Origin of the sequence: Anaerotruncus sp. AF02-27, from assembly GCF_003465835.1 — a bacterium.
GTDB lineage: Bacteria > Bacillota > Clostridia > Oscillospirales > Ruminococcaceae > Anaerotruncus > Anaerotruncus rubiinfantis.
The window spans coordinates 173,584-191,565 of sequence record NZ_QSBX01000003.1 but is presented as its reverse complement, the minus strand read 5'-3'; the positions used below and the strand labels follow the sequence as shown (position 1 = coordinate 191,565).

Sequence of the window (17,982 nt, the reverse complement as noted above, 5' to 3'; positions counted from 1 at the left end):
GAAAATACAAATTGTTAAAAAGAGATCTCCGCCTTTTCTTCTCTTCCTTCTGTATCACCCTGATTCTGACCGGCTGGGTGACCGCCTTCCTGGTGGTGGACAATTCCGGTTCCCGGTATGAATCCTCCGCCACTGTCCCCGCGCTTGAGATGACACGCGCCGACGAACCACTCCATTTTGATCTGGCGCTGCTTGGGCAGTGGTACACCGTAACCCTTGAGCCGCTCAACCGGCTTGAAGCGGCCCGCAAGCAATATGCCTGCCTGGTCACACCGCGCAGGCTGCTCAATCTCGAAAAGCTGTACAGTTTAGGTGTTTATGGGAAGAAGAAGATTTACAATTGGTATAAAGAGAATGAATATGTACAAAATGTCGCAAAATCACAGGAAGGCATCCCGATCGAATAACGGGACGCCTTCCTGTTCATTTTTTGAGGATCCGCGCGAGCGACACATCCTCCAGCAGATTCACTGTTTCAAACTTTCCTTTATAAAAAACAGCCCAGTTGTTGAATACGCAGGGCAGTTCCTTTGCCTTCTGCAGCGTATCCACCCGGATCAGTTCCAGCGGAATTCCGTTCTTTTCACAGTACTGCCGGACCCGCCCGACCCGCTGCGGGATATAAGGGCACTGCATATCGTAATAGATGGTCAGCGCTTCGCTGTCGATGCGCCCGCACTTTGCACGCGGCGCAAACTGCGGCACGGTCCCATCAAGCGAGCATGCCAGCAGGTCATACCCCTGTTCGGTCGTGTCCACAACCTCGAAGCCGTACTTCTTCGCAAACGCCTGATCGGAAAGCCAGGACTTCTGCTTTTTCGCCCCGAGCATGCAAACGCCGGATTTACCTTTCGTTTTTGCATCGGCCAGACAATATTCCATCAGCGCTTTGCCATATCCTTTTCCCTTACAGTCTCCGGTGACCCACAGACAGTACAGATAAATATAGTTGTCGCCAGCAATGGGAACCCAGGCGGTTTCGAGCGGCGCATACTCGATGAAAACCGTGGCCTTCGCATCGAGCTTGCGAAAAACATGACCCTCCCGCAGCCGGTCCGAAAGCCATTGCCGCTTTTCCTCCACGCCGGGGTGTGGTTTTTTGCTGCGAATAATACAGCACAGATGTTCCTTGTCCAGGTTTTCTGCCGTCAGATTGATAAATTCCGTACCCATATGCACCCTCGCTTCAAATTTTTTGAACGAACTAATGTTCGATTTCATTGTAACATATCAGCCTCATCTCCACAAGGCCGTCTGGTAAAATGACAGACGCTTTGTGTCAGAAACCGGGACGCCTTCCTGTTGCATATTGGCCCGTCCCTGTGCTATAATGCAGTATTGGATAAATATGATGAAATGCCCGGCGGGACGCGCCTTTCCACAGCTTCCCGAGCGGGCGGAAACGGCAGGTAACCTATGTCCGACAGAAGAGAAAATATCCGGAATTTTTGTATCATCGCGCATATCGATCACGGCAAAAGCACCTTGGCCGACCGTATCCTGGAACTGACCGACGCGGTCAGCAAGCGCGATATGGAGGAACAGATCCTCGACAATATGGAGCTGGAGCGGGAGCGCGGCATCACAATTAAGGCGCGGGCCGTTTCGCTCACCTACCACGCGGACAACGGGAAGGACTATAACTTCAACCTGATCGACACCCCCGGACATGTCGACTTCAATTATGAGGTTTCCCGTTCGCTCGCGGCCTGTGAAGGCGCGGTGCTCATCGTGGACGCGTCGCAGGGGATCGAGGCGCAGACCCTTGCAAACACCTATCTCGCGATCGAACATGACCTCGAAGTCACGCCGGTCATCAACAAGATCGACCTGCCAGCCGCCGAGCCCGACCGGGTCGCGCAGGAGGTCGAAGACGTCATCGGCATCCCCTGCCTCGACGCGCCGCGCATTTCGGCCAAAACCGGCGAAAACATCCACGCGGTGCTCGAACGGATCGTCACCGACATCCCCGCTCCCAAAGGCGATGAACAGGCGCCGCTGCGCGCGCTCATCTTTGACAGCTACTACGACAGCTACAAAGGCGTTATCGCCTATGTGCGCGTCATGGACGGAGTGGTGAAACCCGGCATGACCATCAAAATGATGGCAACCGGCGCGCAGTTCAATGTTGTGGAATGCGGCGTCATGGCAGCCACCAGCCTGGTCACGCGGGACGAGCTCTTCGCGGGGCAGGTCGGATATATCGCGGCCTCCATCAAGACCGTGCGGGATACCGCGGTGGGCGACACGATCACCGACGCGGAAAATCCCGCGCCCGAACCGCTGCCCGGCTACCGCAAGGTTCAGCCGATGGTCTTTTCCGGCATCTATCCGCTTGACGGTGCAAAATATCCTGATCTACGCGATGCACTTGAAAAGCTGCAGCTAAACGACGCTTCCCTCTCCTTTGAGCCGGAAACTTCCGCCGCGCTCGGGTTCGGCTTCCGCTGCGGTTTTCTTGGGTTGCTGCACATGGAGATCATCCAGGAGCGGCTCGAGCGGGAATTCAACCTCGACATCATCACCACTCTGCCGAGCGTTATCTACAAGCTCACGATGACCGGCGGCGAGGAAAAATGGATCGACAATCCGACCGAGTATCCCGACCCGGCACTGATCGCTGCGGCCGAGGAACCGTTTGTAAAAGCGAATATTTTTACTCCAACCGCCTATATCGGCAATATCATGGAACTCTGCCAAAGCCGCCGCGGCGTTTATTTTGACACCAAATATCTGGATGCCGACCGGGTTGAGCTGCATTACGAACTGCCGCTCAACGAAATTGTCTATGATTTCTTTGACGCGCTCAAATCCCGCACTAAGGGTTACGCGTCCTTCGACTATGAGTTCTGCGGCTATCGTGATTCAAAGCTGGTCAAACTTGACATCCTCTTAAACGGGGAGATCGTCGACGCGCTCTCCTTCATCGCACACGCGGATAAAGCCTATCCGCGCGCGCGCAAGCTCTGTGAAAATCTGAAGGAAAATATCCCGCGCCAAATGTTTGAAGTGCCGATCCAGGCCGCGATCGGCGGCAAGGTCATCGCGCGGGAAACGGTTAAGGCTCTGCGCAAAGACGTGCTTGCCAAATGTTACGGCGGCGATATCACCCGCAAAAAAAAGCTGCTTGAAAAGCAGAAGGAAGGCAAAAAGAAGATGCGTCAGCTCGGTACCGTTTCGGTTCCGCCCGAGGCGTTCACCGCTGTACTCAAGCTCGATTCCAACGACTGACACCACGGCGGGTCTGTTCTGCGACTCCGCGCGTTCGGGGCTGATGGCAACGTATCATACTCCCCATAAACGGATGGCAGAAACGCGCGGCCCTGCGGGCCGCGCGTTCTTTAAATCAAACGCAGGCCGGCAGTACCCGCCCAAGTGGCAAAGACTGGCGTTCGATCGGACTCCCCACCGGGCCGGGGGCATCCACAGGCATCTCAAACCGCACTTTCAGCCGAATACACTACCCGCACTATCCGCAGGGAGCGTGAAACGCAGCGTTCAGTCCTGAGCTGACCGTCCTGTTGGGAGCGGCTGCGAGGCAGATCGTGGCAAGGCATCTGCCGGGGTTTCGCAAGGGGACGGCTAGTCCCCTTGCGCGAACTTTTGGTGACTTTTCGTTCGCCCGAAAAGTCGCTCGTGGTGCGCGGCGAAACACACAGGAGCGTACAATTGGAAGAAGGTGATTTCATGTCCTGCAAGGGTCTATACATTCACGTACCATTCTGTGAGCGCAAATGTCCCTACTGCGATTTCTATTCGGTGAAGGCGGACCAGACGCTGATGGATGCCTACACCGCACGGGTGATCCACATGCTCAAAACGCAGCCGTTCGGCGTGCGGGAGCTGGAGACGGTCTATTTTGGCGGCGGCACCCCTTCGGCGCTGGGCGGGAAACGGCTCGCGCGGATGATGGAGGCGGTTTTTTCCGCATTCACAGTTGCACCGGATGCGGAAATCACAGTGGAATGCAACCCGCATTCGGCGCTTGCCCCCGAACTTGTTTTGATGCGGCGGGCTGGGATCAGCCGGCTCTCGATCGGGATGCAGAGCGTCAGCGACCGTCAGCTTCGGCTGCTGGGACGGCCGCATACCGCGTCCGATGTGGCACAGGCGGCACAGGCGGCGCGAAGGGCCGGGTTCGAGCATCTTTCGTTCGATCTGATGCTCGCGACGCCTGGGCAGACTCTTGCGGATATTGACGAGGCGGTGCGGTTTGCATCCGAACTCGGCGCGGAACATCTGTCCGCTTATCTGCTCAAGGTGGAGGATGGCACGCCGTTCGCGGCGCGCCATATTGAGCTGGAATGTCCAGATGGCGATGGGCAGGCCGATTATTACCGGCACGCGGTTGAGACGCTTGCCGCACATGGATATGAGCAATATGAAATCAGCAACTTCGCGCGGGATGGCCGGACCGCGCGTCACAATCTCAAGTACTGGCGCTGTGAGGAATATCTTGGGGTCGGGCCATCCGCGCATTCCTTTGTGAATGGCCGGCGGTTCTATTTCCCGCGCGATCTCACGGGGTTTCTCGCGGCAGAAAATCCGTTTGGCCTGCTGGTTGACGACGGGCCGGGCGGCGACGCCGAGGAGTTTCTGATGCTTAGGCTGCGGCTCGCCGATGGGGTGCGTTTTTCCACACTTTCCAAGCATTATCCGGATTATGATCTGACCGCTCTGTGCGAACGAGCGCGCCGGATCCCCTCCAGGTTCCTTACGCGCGATGAGGCAGGGATTCGGCTCACACCGGAAGGATTCCTGCTTTCCAACACCATCATCGGGGAGCTGCTCACATGAAACAGGAAGGCCTTTCAAAAAGGATTTGGGTCCCGGCGCTGGGCCTGCTGCTGGTTATCCTTGCGATTGCATTTTACAGCGGCTATACTGTCCGGCATTACCGCGTCACCACCCAAAAACTTCCGACGGGCAGCTGCCTGCGTGCCGCGCTGGTTACCGATCTGCACGCCGAGCCATCCGAAACGCGGCGCAAAAGACTTGCCGCATTGCTCGAAAGCGCCGAACCGGATGTGATATTGCTTTGTGGGGATATCTATGACGACTGGCGCGCCTTCGATGGCGCCGACGCGTTTCTCTCCGAAATTGCGGGACTCGCGCCGCTCTACTATGTCACGGGCAATCATGAAATCTGGTCAAAGCGGATGCCGGAAATTCTTTCCCGGTTGAAAGCGCATGGGGTGACCGTCCTCGAAAACGATTGGGTAACGCTGCCGGTACAAGGCGGCGGTGAAATCCTGATGGCAGGGCTTGCAGACCCTGACGGCGCGCCAAGTTTGCAGGCCTGGGCGGACAATGCCAGGAGAGCCTTCACGCCGCTCGAAACCGACGGGCATTTTCGGCTGCTGCTTTCCCACCGGCCGGAACAGGCCGCTCTTTACGCGCAATTGCCGTTTGATCTTACCCTCTCAGGGCATGCGCATGGCGGACAGGTCCGCATTCCCGGTATCCTCAACGGGCTTTACGCCCCGAATCAGGGCTTCTTTCCAAAATATGCGGGAGGTTGCTACGAGGACGTTCCCAGCGGACAGATCCGCATTGTGGGACGCGGCGTTTCCCATTATTGGATTCTGCCGCGCGTCTGTAACCCGCCCGAACTGGTTTGCATCGAACTGAAAGGGGCCCCGGCATAAACACCGGGGCCCCCTCGTCTTTTCATTTAAGTTTCCATCAGCTGGCGAAGCTGTTTGCCAAAATCCGCGGCGACCGAACGAACACTGTCGATGATCTCGTTGATGCCGTCTTCTATTTCGCCGGCCGCGCCGCCCGTTTTGAAGTAGTCGCGCGACCGGGTTTTCCGGTAGCGTTTGATCATCTGCTTGATGCGCTCGCTCTCCTGCTGGGAAATTGGGTTTTCGGGCTTGCGAATCTCCCGCAAAGCGTTGGCACAGTCGGAAAGCAGTTCCCTATATTCATCCTCAATCTGTTTTTTAAAGCGCGCGGTCATCTGCGCTTCGTCCGAAGGATCGGTGAACCGCAGCTCCACAATACTCGCCTCGCCGCCGAGCTCACGGATTTTCTGCGCAAGGGCGGTGAACTGCTGCATGCCCTGCGCGGTGTTGGGCAGAATTGCGACGCCCTGCTTAAAGTATTCCGCGCCAAATTCCTTCAGTTTGCGCCAGACGTATACCCGCACCTTGGAGGGGTTGATTGGGAGGTTGTAACTGAGCGCCAGCCAGACCGTCCGCTGCATCTGCATTGCGTCCACCTGCCTTTCCTTATTTTCCGAGGCTGCTACCGCATGTCAAAAGCCGCCTTCACAGCTTCTCCCGCCGTCTTTGGCAGTGCCCCCGCGAAGGCGGGGCTCAAATGGCGGGAACTGTTTGCGTTGTACTTATTATAGCACGATAATTGTAACAAGTGTTAGCTTTTTCGTCAATCCTTATTTATCCCGACGAAATTTTCTTGCAAGATGCCCATTGGGATGCTAAAATATAGTATTGGTTTATTTGAAATTGAAATGCTTCCGACCGGCATGCCCGCCGGCGGATTTTGAAAGGAACTGGAGCCATGTCGGTCAAAAACCTGATTCTTCCCCCCAATTATTTTTCCAAGCTGGATATCCTGGAGACGGAAATCGCGATCAAGCTTGCGAAGGACACCTTTGAACGGGAACTTGCCAAGATGCTCACCCTGACCCGTGTCTCCGCGCCGCTCTTTGTGCGACCGGAAACCGGCCTTAACGACGACCTCAATGGAGTGGAACGGCCGGTGCAGTTCGATGTGCTGGACATCGGCGCGGATGTGCAGATCGTCCATTCGCTGGCAAAATGGAAGCGGATGGCGCTGGCCCGCTACGGGTTCGCCCCCGAAACCGGCCTTTATACCGATATGAACGCCATCCGGCGCGACGAGGAGCTCGACAATCTGCATTCCATCTATGTCGACCAGTGGGACTGGGAAAAGGTCATCACCCGCGCCGACCGGAATATGCAAACCCTCCAATCCACCGCGAACGCCATCATGTGCGCGCTGCGTACCACCCAAGGGGTTCTGGCGCAGGAATTCTCGGCGCTCGAGCGGTACCTGCCCGACCACCTGGAATTCTTCACAAGCCAGGAGCTGGAGGATCTGTATCCCGATCTCACGCCCAAGCAGCGGGAGGACGCGGTCGCCCAAAAATACGGCGCGGTCTTCATCTCGCAGATCGGCGGCGCGCTCCGTTCCGGAAAACCCCACGACGGCCGCGCGCCCGACTACGACGACTGGCAGCTCAACGGCGATATCCTCATCTGGTACCCGGTGCTTGGACGCGCGCTGGAACTTTCCTCAATGGGGATCCGCGTGGATGAAAAAACGCTCCGCGAACAGCTCGAAATCTCCGGCTGCACCGACCGCGCCGCAATGCCGTTCCACAGCATGCTGCTGGCGGGACGTCTGCCGCTCACGATGGGCGGCGGCATTGGACAGAGCCGTATCTGCATGGCGCTTTTGCAGAAAGCGCATATCGGAGAAGTGCAGGCTTCGGTCTGGCCGGACGACATGCACGACGCCTGCGCGGCTTCCGGCATCCATCTGCTGTAATCCAGGCATCCCCATTTGGGACGATGACCTGTTCCTGAAACAAGAAGTGGAGGTTATTTATGGATCTGACGACACTGTTCGGTTCAAAAGTATTCGGCGACGCCGCCATGCGCAAATATCTGTCCCGTGAAGTTTATGAGAGCCTTAAGCGCACGCAGGAGGGCGGGCTGCCGCTTGACCCGGCCATTGCGGAAGCGGTGGCCGAAGGGATGAAAGACTGGGCCATTTCGCTCGGCGCGACCCATTACGCCCACTGGTTCCAGCCGCTCACCAACATCACCGCCGGCAAGCACGATTCTTTCATCGAACCGGCTGGCAACGGCGACATCGTGCTGGAATTCTCCCCAAAGGCGCTGGTCAAAGGGGAGCCGGACGCCTCCTCGTTCCCTTCCGGCGGGCTCCGCGCCACCTTTGAGGCGCGCGGCTACACCACCTGGGACCCCACTTCCCCCGCTTTTGTCAAGGACGGAACCCTCTACATACCAACCGCCTTCTGCGCCTACAACGGCGAAGCGCTCGATCAAAAGACCCCGCTTCTGCGCTCGATGCAGGCGGTGAACGATCAGGCGCTGCGGCTGCTGCGGCTGTTGGGCAATACGACCTCCAAGTGCGTGGTGCCGACGGTCGGCGCGGAACAGGAATACTTCCTCATCGACCGCGGCCTTTACGAAAAACGGCTTGACCTCAAAATCTGCGGGCGCACACTGATCGGCGCGAAGCCGCCGAAGGGCCAGGAGCTTGACGACCACTACTGTGGGCGCATCCGGCTGCGGGTGGCGGACTATATGAAAGCGGTCGACGAGGAACTCTGGGCGCTCGGCATCCCGAGCAAGACCAAGCATAACGAAGTCGCGCCCGCCCAGCATGAGCTGGCCTCGGTTTTTGGATCGGCAAACATCACCTGCGACCACAACCAGCTCACAATGGAAACGCTGCGGGTGGTCGCAAAACAGAAGGGTCTGGCCTGCCTGCTGCATGAAAAACCGTTCGCGGGCATCAACGGCTCCGGAAAGCATAACAACTATTCCCTTTCGACCGACGACGGCCTGAATCTGCTTTCCCCCTCGAAGGATCCCGCCAAAAACCGCCGGTTCCTGCTGGTGCTCGCCGCCTTCCTCGAAGCGGTCGACGATTATGCGGATCTTCTGCGCGCATCCGCCGCCTGCGCCGGGAACGACCACCGTCTGGGCGGCTGCGAGGCGCCTCCCGCCATCATTTCGGTCTTCCTTGGCGAGAACCTTACCCAAGAGCTTGTCAGCGCTGCTGAGGGCCACAGCGCCCACGAGAACGAACGTCAGATGCTGCATACCGGCGTAGCCGCTTTGCCCGACTTCGTCAAGGATGACAGCGACCGCAACCGCACCTCTCCCTTTGCCTTTACCGGCAATAAATTTGAATTCCGCATGCTCGGTTCCTCCCAATCGATCGCGCTGACCAACGTGGTGCTCAACACCGCTCTGGCCGACGTCTTTCAGAAGTTCTGCGACCGGCTCGAAAAGGCTCCCGACCGCGACAAAGAAATCGGCGCGATCATTGCCGATGTGATGAACCGCCACGGCAGGATTATTTTCAACGGTAACAACTATTCCGAAGCTTGGGTGCAGGAAGCCAAACGCCGCGGCCTGCCGGTCCTGGATTCCTCGGTTGAGGCGTTCGACTGCCTCACCGCGCCGAAAAATATCGCCCTTTTCAAACGTCACTGCGTTTTTACCGAGCCCGAGTGCCTTTCCCGTGTGGAGATCCTACTCGAAAACTACAGCAAAGTCCTCGCCATCGAGTCAGCCACCATGATCGAAATGGTGCGCCGCCAGGTCTATCCGGCGGTTGTGCGCTATACCGGCGAGCTGGCCGAAACGCTCAACCGGATGCGTACCGCCGGTGCGCTCAGCGAATCGACGGTGCGGGTGCTGGGAACGCTCACCGCGCTGATCGACCAGATCGACAGTGAGCTGGACGCTCTGCGCGACGCGTTCGCGCGCAGCCAATCGATCGAGGACCTGCACGAGCACGCGGTATTCATGCGCGACACCGTCTGCGGCTGTATGGACAGCCTGCGCGCCGCCTGTGATGCGGCCGAGCACATCCTTGACTTTGAAAGCTGGCCGATCCCCACCTACACCGACCTGCTCTTGCGGGTATAAAGCATTCCAGACAAAAAGAAGCGCTCACCGATGGGTGAGCGCTTCTTTTAAATTGATCAGGCGTTGATTCCTGCTGCCTCGGAACTGCAGCGAAAGGTCGCGTTCGGCTTCCAGATAGGGGCCGTCCACAAGCAGATCGCAGAGCTGCAAAAGCCGCAAAATATCCGGCTCCTGCTCCGATTTTTGCAATAATTGTTCAAAAGTATACCCAGAGTAAATTGTCAGGTTTTTTCCAAGCGCTTTGATCCGCTCACCGAGTTCACAGAGCGCCGCGGCCTGGCAAAACGGCTCTCCGCCGGAAAAGGTCACGCCGCTCATCAGCGGGTCAGCTTTCACCTGCCGCACGATCTCATCCATGTCAGCCAGATAGCCGCCGTCAAAATCATGCGTCTGGGGATTGTGACAGCCTGGACAATGATGCGGGCACCCCTGTACGAACACGACATAGCGCATTCCCGGCCCATCCACAATCGAATCGGAGATGCAACCGGAAATTCGCAGCGGGGTGCTCATAACTTCACTTCGCGGACAACAGTGTGCTTGACCCGCTCGCTTTCCTCTGCGCGTTTCGCATCATTGAAGCGGTCGAGCGTGCCCACCAGGTAACCGGTGATACGCCGAATGCGTTCAAAGCCGACGCCCGCGCCGATCATCTCCGGTTCATTCTGTACAGTCTGTGTATTTTGCATATGAATTCCCTCCTGTATGTTATTTCATACGTAAATCATCTGTGTGTCATGCCTTTGCGCGTTCCGCCGCGCACCACGGGTCTTTGCGCGTTCCGCCGCGCACCACGGGTGCCTTTTCGAACGAACGAAAAGGCACCAAAAGTTCGCGCAAGGGGCTAGCCGCCCCTTCCGAAACCCCGCGGACGCCTTGCCAAAACCTGCGCCACAAACGCCCCAACAAACGGTCAGCTCAAGGCTGAAGCCGGCGTTATCTGCTCCCCGCGCCGCTTAGATATCAAGTTCGAGCGGGAGAAAAAGGTCGCCTTTCCGTTTTTTTCTCCCCGTACCACTTAGTTCCCAAGTTCGGCGGGAGAGAATGGATTCGCCATGGACCGTCCGTTTTCCGCGCCCACCGCGATTCGGATTTCAATTCGTGCGAAGCACACCTTATCCCAAATCCGCCGCTGAAAGCGGCGGGGCGTCGCAGAAGGCGCCCCACGGGGATCCCGCAGGGGGTATGCAACCCCCTGCGAGCGGCCGTCGCGCCTTTGGCGCGCTCCGGAAAATGCCGCGCGATGCATTCGCGCGGTTTTTCCGGGCAGGCCGCTATTTGCCGTACCCTTCATAGCCGCGAAAATCCCGACCGGCGCCGACATAGCAGCCGAGCTCCTTGAGCTTCGCGACGCTCACCGCTTCGCCTTCGTGGCGTCCACAGCGCGGACAGACGTCGTCGATGATGCCGGTGTAACCGCAGACTGGGTCGCGGTCGACCGGATGGTTGATCGACCCGTAGCCGATGCCGCATTCCTTCATGTAGCGGACCACCTGTTCGAACGCGTCGAGGTTCTTGAGCGGGTCGCCGTCCAGCTCGATGTAGGAGATATGCCCCGCGTTGGTCAGCGCATGATACGGCGCTTCCAGACGGATCTTCTCGCTGGCGGAGATGTTGAAGTAGACCGGGATGTGGAACGAGTTGGTGTAAAAGTCGTGGTCGGTCACCCCTTCGATCGAGCCATAGAGCTCGCGGTCCATCCGGACAAAACGTCCGGAAAGGCCTTCCGCCGGAGTGGCGAGCAGGGTATAATTGAACCCGGTGGCGCGAGTTGTGTCATCCATGCGTTTACGCATATGACCAACAATCTCAAGTCCCAGATTCTGGGCATATTCGCTTTCGCCGTGGTGCTGCCCAATCAACGCCTTGAGCGTCTCCGCCAGGCCGATGAAGCCCATCGAGAGGGTGCCGTGCTTGAGCACCTCGCCCACCTCGTCGTCCGGGCCGAGCTTGTCCGAATCAAGCCAGATACCCTGTCCCATCAGGAACGGGTAGTTACGGACCTTCTTTTTCGCCTGGATCTTGTAGCGCTCCATCAGCTGCTCGATGACAATATCAATCTTACGGTCGAGCTCTTCGAAGAAGAAGTCGATGTCGCCTTTCGAACGGATCGCGATGCGTGGGAGGTTCACCGAGGTGAAGCTGAGGTTCCCGCGCCCGTTGACAATTTCACGGGTCTTATCGTAGTAGTTGCCGATCACGCGGGTGCGGCATCCCATATAAGCAATTTCGGTTTCCGGGCGGCCGGGCCGGTAATACTGCAGGTTATACGGCGCGTCGAGGAAGGAGAAGTTCGGGAACAGCCGTTTGGCGGAAACCCGGCAGGCCAGCTTAAAGAGGTCGTAATTCGGCTCGCCAGGGTTAAAGTTAATGCCTTCCTTCACCTTGAAGATGTGGATCGGGAAGATGGCGGTTTCGCCGTTTCCAAGCCCCGCCTCGGTCGCAAGCAGCACCTTTTCAGTGACCATGCGTCCCTCTGGGGAGGTGTCGGTGCCGTAGTTGATCGAGGAGAACGGGATCTGCGCGCCGGCGCGGGAATGCATCGTATTGAGATTGTGGACCAGCGCCTCCATTGCCTGGTAGGTAGCGCGGTCTGTCTCTTTGAACGCCTCTCTGAGCGCAAACCGCTGGATCTTCTGTGCTGTCTGTTCATCCACCAGCGCGCAGAGCAGCGGCAGTTCAAAGCCGCGGTAGCCGTTGTCGTCCGCAAGCACCGGCTCCACGCCCTGCGCCTCTTTCACCTGCGCGGCAATTTCCTTCGCGCGCTCATCGGCGTTTTCGAGGTCCGCGAACAAACTGAGCGCCTTTGCAATGTTGCGCAGGTAGCTCTTGCGGTAGGTCTTGGCCACGCCCGCGGCCATGCCGTAATCAAAATTCGGGATGCTCTGGCCGCCGTGCTGGTCGTTCTGGTTCGACTGGATCGCGATGCAGGCAAGCGCGGCGTAGCTGGCGATATCGTTCGGCTCGCGCAAAAAGCCATGGCCTGTGCAGAAACCGTGCTGAAAGAGCTTCTCGATATCGATCTGGCAGCAGGTAGTGGTCAGCGTCAGAAAGTCGAGGTCGTGGATATGAATATCTCCCGCGAGATGCGCCTTGGAGTGCACCGGGTTCAGGACAAACATATGGTAGAACTGCTTGGCGCCCTCAGAACCGTACTTGAGCATGGTGCCCATCGCGGTGTCGCCGTCGATGTTGGCGTTCTCGCGCTTGATGTCGTTCTCGTTGGCGGATTTGTAGGTGAGATCCTCATAGGTTTTCATGAGGCGGGTGTTCATATCACGCACTTTTGTCCGCTGCGCGCGGTAGAGGATGAACTCCTTTGCCGTACGGGCGTGCCCGCTCTCAACCAGGACATGCTCCACCGCGTCCTGGATCTCCTCAACCGAAGGCGTTTCATTGTGGCAGGTATTCTCCAGATAATCGGCCACCTGCTGCGCCAGGTTCTGCGCCATTTCATAATCGCTGCCGCCGAGCGCCTGCGCGGCTTTGAAGATTGCGTTTGCAATCTTGTCGATATCGAAAAGCACGCACCGCCCGTCGCGTTTCACAATGGTATTGATCATTTTGTCCCCTCCGTCAAAATCATTCAGCTCTATATTTTGTATTTTAAAACAAAAAACTATACAATATCTAGTCGCGCATTCATTGCGCAAGTATCATTTTAATGCAAAACGAGTTTTCTGTCAATGCGTAAAAGCACATTTTTTGGGGGCTATTTTTGTAGAATGCACTATATATTGTGGAATTTTTCTCCAAAAAACCGCTCCCACCGCATTACACCGGCCTTTCCGGGATCTTTTGGCGCGTGAAGAATTCACATTTGATGCGTTGCATTCCCACGGCGCTTCTGCTAAACTTGCTTATAGATCAAATGTGAAGGTGTCTGCATATGACAAAAAACCGACTGCTTGCCTTGCTGCTTGCGGCAGTGTTCCTGTTTGCTTTTTCCGGCTGCGGGGACAAAACCGCCGGCCAAATCTTTAAATACGATATCCCATCGGGCGTGCACAATCTCGACCCGCAGTTCGCCACCGATTCCACCGCCCGCATGATCATACAAAACACCTTCGAAGGGCTCTTCCGGCAGCTTCCTTCGGGGGAAATCGAGCCATGCCTTGCCGAAAGCTATGAGGTTTCCGCGGACGGGCTCACCTACACCTTTCACCTGCGCCGCGACGCCGCCTGGGGCAATGCGAAGCTGCCGCGGGCGGTTCGCGAAGCCTACAATGGGACGCCCGTGACCGCCCACGATTTTGTCTTCGCGCTTTCCCGGATGTTCAATCCCACCGCGCCCAGCCCGTTTGCCGGCTCTTTTTCCAGCATCAAAAACGCCGAGCTCATCCGGCGCGGCGCGGCGCCAATGGATTCGCTCGGCGTGCGCGCGACCGACGATTATACGCTCGAAATCACCCTCATCCGGCAGGACAGCCTTTTGCCGGAGCTGCTCGCCGCGAGTTATGCAATGCCCTGTAACGAGGATTTCTTCCGCTCGACAAAGGCCCGGTATGGACTTGACCTGAAGAGCCTGCTTTTTAACGGTCCGTTTGGCGTGACCTCCTGGGACAACGAATCGGCCGTCACGCTGCGCCAGAATGCTTTTTACAGTTCGCCCGACCCGGTAATTGCAGGGGGCGTAAACCTCTATATCCAGCCGGGATCCCCTGAAGCGCCCGCAGACCCGGTCGGACGTTTCCTTGCCGGTTCCACTGACGCCTGCAAAGTCAATTACGGTGCCCTTCCGGCGGTGCTCGGCGCGGACGGGGCCTATGAATCCTTTGAAGATGTTGTGTGGGTGCTCGCCTTCAACTGCCGTGACGAAGCACTTGCAAACGCGGAAATCCGCCGCGCGCTGGCTTACGCCATCGACCGCAAATTGTTTGACCAGTACCTGCCGGAAAACCTTCGGGTCAGCGAAATGCTGGTGCCGCCCGCGGTTTCTCTGCTTGGGGAATCCTTCCGCACCTTTGCCGGGGAGAATAGCGAGCTGCTCTACAGCCCGCATCTTGCCAAACAGAATTTTGCCTCCGGTCTGGAGGATCTGGGGCTCGAAAAGATCCCGCTTTCTGAAATCCTGGTGCCGGATACCTACAACCTCCCGCTGCTCACCGGCTTTGTCCAGCAGGGCTGGCAGAAAAACCTGGCGGTCTACACCGGGCTTGTCAAGCTTTCAGAAGCTGAGCTGCTCGCGCGGGTGGCTTCGGGCAATTATTCGGCGGCCATCCTGCCGCTTTCAGCCTCCTATTCTTCGCCTGGGGCTGTGCTCGCGGACTTTTCCTCCGCATCCACACAAAACCTCACCGGCTACGGAAACGCGGACTTTGACACGCTGCTCGCCGCAACGGCTTCTCTTTCGGGGCAGGAAGCTTACGAAGTCTACGCGCAGGCCGAGGAGATGCTGCTTTACGATGCGCCGATCATTCCGCTTTTTTTCGAGACTTCCTACTACGCGATGGGGCCGGACGTTTCCGGCATTGAATTTTCACCGTTTCTGTCGGGCGTATACTTCAAATATGCCCGCAAAAAGTAAGCAATGCTTGACATTCCCATAAAACTGTGATAAAATCCATACGAATTTGAGAAAGAACGAGGTAATTGCACAAAACATGCGTAACTGACAGCCGCAAATCGAACAAATTATTCTGACCTGCCTTCTTCGGAGGCTTTGGTATTGTTTGTTCTGTCTGGCTGTGGAAGTTTTTGTTTTTGCAATTGCTGTGCGGCGTATCTTTACGCGCGCCGTTTTCTTTATGCAGAAAACAAATCCCTCCGGACAGGACTGTCTGGAGGGATTTTTATGTTGTTACTCAAAGCGCAAAAACTGATAAAAACTTTTGGGGCGCGCACACTGTTCACAATTGACCGGCTTGAGGTGCATGATCACGACCGTATCGGACTGGTCGGTGCAAACGGCGCGGGCAAATCCACCCTGCTCGGCATCCTCTATGGGGAGGAGCCATATGACGAAGGCCTGATCGAACGCCGCTGCCCGATCGCACTGATCCGGCAGTCGGGCGAGCCGGAAGGCGAGAGCGGCCGCCGGATGCAAAAGGAACTCGCGCTGATGGATTCACCGCGTATGAGCGGCGGCGAGCGGACCCGCGCGGCCATTGCGGCCGCGTTCAGCCAGGAGGCTCCGCTGCTCTTCGCGGACGAACCCACCACCAACCTGGATCTTGACGGGATTTCCGTCTTGCGGGAAAAGCTCGAAAACTACTCCGGCGCAATTCTGCTGATCTCCCATGACCGGGCGCTGCTCGACAGTCTCTGCACATCCATCTGGGAGATCGCGGACGGCGGACTTCGCGTCTTCCCTGGAAACTATACCGACTGGACGGTCCAAAAGCAGCGGGAACGGGACTTCGCACAATTTGAATATGAACGGTACCGCAGCGAAAAGACGCGGCTGCAGGCCGAAGCAGCCGTCCTGCGCGAACAGGCCCGCACCATGCGCAAAGCGCCCAAACGGATGGGCAACAGCGAAGCCCGGCTGCACAAGGGAAGCCGGACCGTCCCACAGGGACAGGTCGCGCACCGCGCGGCAGTGCTGCTCAGCCGCGCCGGCCACCTGGAAGAAAAGGAGCGGCCTTCCGACCCGCCGGAAATCAGGATGGCGCTTGGCGCGGCCAGCCCGGTCACATCCAAAAATGCGGCCCGGATCGAAGGACTCACCATACGTTACGGTAAGCGTACGGTACTCGATGACGTTTCCTTTTCGATCACAACCGGCAAACGCACGGTCATGTTCGGGCCAAATGGCGCGGGCAAAACAACCGCCATCGAATATCTGCTGCACAACAGAGATCGCGCCCAGTTTGCACAAGGGATAAAGGCAGGCTATTTCGCGCAGGATCACACGGTACTCGATCTCCAAAAAACCGTTCTGGAAAATGTGCGGGAAACCTCTTCCCTGCCGGAACACGAGGTGCGTACCATCCTGGCAAACCTGATGATCGCAAAGGACGACGTCTATAAGCCCGCCGGAGTTCTTTCAGGCGGTGAACGAGCCAAGGTTTCCTTTGCGCGGCTGCTCGCCTCCGACTGCAACCTGCTCGTCCTCGACGAGCCGACCAACCACATCGACCTCTTCACGGCCGAGGCACTCGAAAAGCTACTTGTCTGCTGGCAGGGCACCATGCTGCTCATCACACACGATCAGCGGCTGATTGAAAAGCTCGCCGAGCGGCTGCTATTCGTGCAGGATGGGAAAATTGAGACGTTCGAAGGCGGTTGGGACGCCTGGCAGGCCGAGCAAACGCGCCGGGCGGCCCCGCGCGACGACATGTCTGATCTGCGCGAACAGCTCCGGCGGCTGGGGGAACTTTATTAATTTCATCCAACACTGGGGGACTTTTTTGCAAAAAAGTCCCTCGGACCCCTAAAAAACCTTTATTCGGCTGCGCCGCAAACCTCTGGGAAGAGCAGCTCCACACAAAACTGCGCGCCAAACCGCAGGCCGCGCACAAAATAAGTTTCCTCCATGGCGGCGTTCAGCGCGACCTGCTCAAGCAGCAGTTCATCCAGCAGGGTCGCCTGCGCCGGGTTCAGTTGGGCGCGCAGGCTTTCCTGCGCGCGGTCAAATTCCCGCCACGCAAGATTGATTTTACCATCCTTCGGGTACGGCATCTCGCACGGTCGAACGTCACCGTTGAAAAACCGATACAGCATTTCATACATTTTTATCACCATCCAAAATAAAGTGTTCTTATTATACCGCAAAACAGATTTTATAGGTAGAAATACATTTAAATGTATGTAAAAAACTCTTTCAATATCATTATACACTTTTTTCCTAAAATATTAGAAAATAGTTCTTATCAGGTATACAAAAATTTAAAATCGCCGCCCTTTGGCGGCAAAGGCACCCTCCGCATGCCTCCGGCGGCCCCCTTTCTTGCTCGTGCAAGAAAGGGGGAAAAGAACACGCGCGGGGACACCCCGCGGCCCCCTGCGCGCGCTTGTGTTGCCGCTTTGCGGCAAAGACCGCGCGCAATCTGCTGAGAGAAAACGCAGTGCGCCGCGCGCGCTTCGCAATGACGCGCGGGACAAATTTTCGCGCCCGGCGCGAAAATGCGCTACGCGCAAAACGGACGAACCGATTAAAAAATGCGCGGCCCTGCGGGCCGCGCATTTAAAGGCTGCTATCAGACTTGAGTTCGCCGTCTCCATCGCGGGGAGTATGCAGGGAGCGCGAAACGCCAGGTTCAGTCCTGAGCTGACCGTTTGTTGGGAGCGCAGGCGGCGCAAGTCCTGGCAAGGCGTCCGCCGGGTTTCTTAAGGGGCTATTGTGCCGCAGGCACTCCTT

14 protein-coding genes are annotated in these 17,982 nt (G+C 57.3%); 8 read left to right on the top strand and 6 right to left on the bottom strand.

The genetic code is table 11. The annotated features are described in order from the left end of the window. Window positions 1-11: 11 nt before the first annotated feature. Entirely contained in the window at window positions 12-407 is a 396-nt protein-coding gene (locus tag DWV16_RS04730; protein ID WP_118477938.1) for a hypothetical protein, read from the top strand. 16 nt (window positions 408-423) lie between these two features. Here the strand turns inward: DWV16_RS04730 and DWV16_RS04725 are convergent, their stop codons facing one another. Next, window positions 424-1,173, bottom strand: a complete 750-nt coding sequence (locus DWV16_RS04725) for a GNAT family N-acetyltransferase (RefSeq protein WP_118477984.1) — start codon at window positions 1,171-1,173, stop codon at window positions 424-426. A 243-nt stretch (window positions 1,174-1,416) separates the two neighbouring features. Between DWV16_RS04725 and lepA the strand changes: the two genes are divergently transcribed. From lepA to DWV16_RS04710, 3 genes are all read left to right on the top strand, one after another. After that, window positions 1,417-3,231, top strand: a complete 1,815-nt coding sequence (gene lepA / locus DWV16_RS04720) for a translation elongation factor 4 (RefSeq protein ID WP_066455268.1) — start codon at window positions 1,417-1,419, stop codon at window positions 3,229-3,231. 438 nt (window positions 3,232-3,669) lie between these two features. Continuing rightward, entirely contained in the window at window positions 3,670-4,797 is a 1,128-nt protein-coding gene (hemW, locus tag DWV16_RS04715) for a radical SAM family heme chaperone HemW (RefSeq protein ID WP_118477936.1), read from the top strand. Beyond that, window positions 4,794-5,648, top strand: coding sequence for a metallophosphoesterase (locus DWV16_RS04710; RefSeq protein ID WP_118477934.1), 855 nt, complete (start codon window positions 4,794-4,796; stop codon window positions 5,646-5,648). The genes hemW and DWV16_RS04710 overlap by 4 nt, the downstream gene beginning before the upstream one ends. A 26-nt stretch (window positions 5,649-5,674) precedes the next feature. Here DWV16_RS04710 and DWV16_RS04705 read toward each other — a convergent pair whose 3' ends face one another. Beyond that, window positions 5,675-6,214: a Chromate resistance protein ChrB gene (locus DWV16_RS04705; protein ID WP_118477932.1), complete on the bottom strand. Its 540-nt coding sequence runs from the start codon at window positions 6,212-6,214 to the stop codon at window positions 5,675-5,677. Between the two features lie 311 nt (window positions 6,215-6,525). On the opposite strand from DWV16_RS04705, the gene asnA reads away from it, so the two are divergent. Next, entirely contained in the window at window positions 6,526-7,539 is a 1,014-nt protein-coding gene (gene asnA / locus DWV16_RS04700; protein ID WP_066455275.1) for an aspartate--ammonia ligase, read from the top strand. A 59-nt stretch (window positions 7,540-7,598) separates the two neighbouring features. Beyond that, window positions 7,599-9,680: a glutamine synthetase III gene (locus DWV16_RS04695; protein ID WP_066455277.1), complete on the top strand. Its 2,082-nt coding sequence runs from the start codon at window positions 7,599-7,601 to the stop codon at window positions 9,678-9,680. A 24-nt stretch (window positions 9,681-9,704) separates the two neighbouring features. Here DWV16_RS04695 and nrdG read toward each other — a convergent pair whose 3' ends face one another. The 3 genes from nrdG to DWV16_RS04680 form a co-directional block, all read right to left on the bottom strand. Further along, the gene (nrdG, locus tag DWV16_RS04690) at window positions 9,705-10,193 is read right to left on the bottom strand and encodes an anaerobic ribonucleoside-triphosphate reductase activating protein (protein ID WP_066455280.1); all 489 of its coding nucleotides are present in this window, start codon (window positions 10,191-10,193) and stop codon (window positions 9,705-9,707) included. Beyond that, a complete protein-coding gene (gene nrdD, locus DWV16_RS04685) occupies window positions 10,190-10,369 on the bottom strand; it encodes an anaerobic ribonucleoside-triphosphate reductase (protein WP_066455284.1) in 180 nt (59 codons plus the stop codon). The genes nrdG and nrdD overlap by 4 nt, the downstream gene beginning before the upstream one ends. 585 nt (window positions 10,370-10,954) lie before the next feature. Then, entirely contained in the window at window positions 10,955-13,243 is a 2,289-nt protein-coding gene (locus DWV16_RS04680; protein ID WP_118477930.1) for an anaerobic ribonucleoside triphosphate reductase, read from the bottom strand. A 326-nt stretch (window positions 13,244-13,569) separates the two neighbouring features. Here DWV16_RS04680 and DWV16_RS04675 point away from each other — a divergent pair, with 326 nt between their 5' ends. After that, complete coding sequence (locus DWV16_RS04675) at window positions 13,570-15,207, top strand: peptide ABC transporter substrate-binding protein (RefSeq protein WP_118477928.1); 1,638 nt, start codon at window positions 13,570-13,572, stop codon at window positions 15,205-15,207. Window positions 15,208-15,474: 267 nt separating this feature from the next. Then, window positions 15,475-17,007: a ribosomal protection-like ABC-F family protein gene (gene abc-f, locus DWV16_RS04670; protein WP_118477926.1), complete on the top strand. Its 1,533-nt coding sequence runs from the start codon at window positions 15,475-15,477 to the stop codon at window positions 17,005-17,007. Window positions 17,008-17,066: 59 nt separating this feature from the next. Here abc-f and DWV16_RS04665 read toward each other — a convergent pair whose 3' ends face one another. Beyond that, a complete protein-coding gene (locus tag DWV16_RS04665) occupies window positions 17,067-17,354 on the bottom strand; it encodes a DUF6809 family protein (RefSeq protein WP_118477924.1) in 288 nt (95 codons plus the stop codon). Window positions 17,355-17,982: the final 628 nt, after the last annotated feature.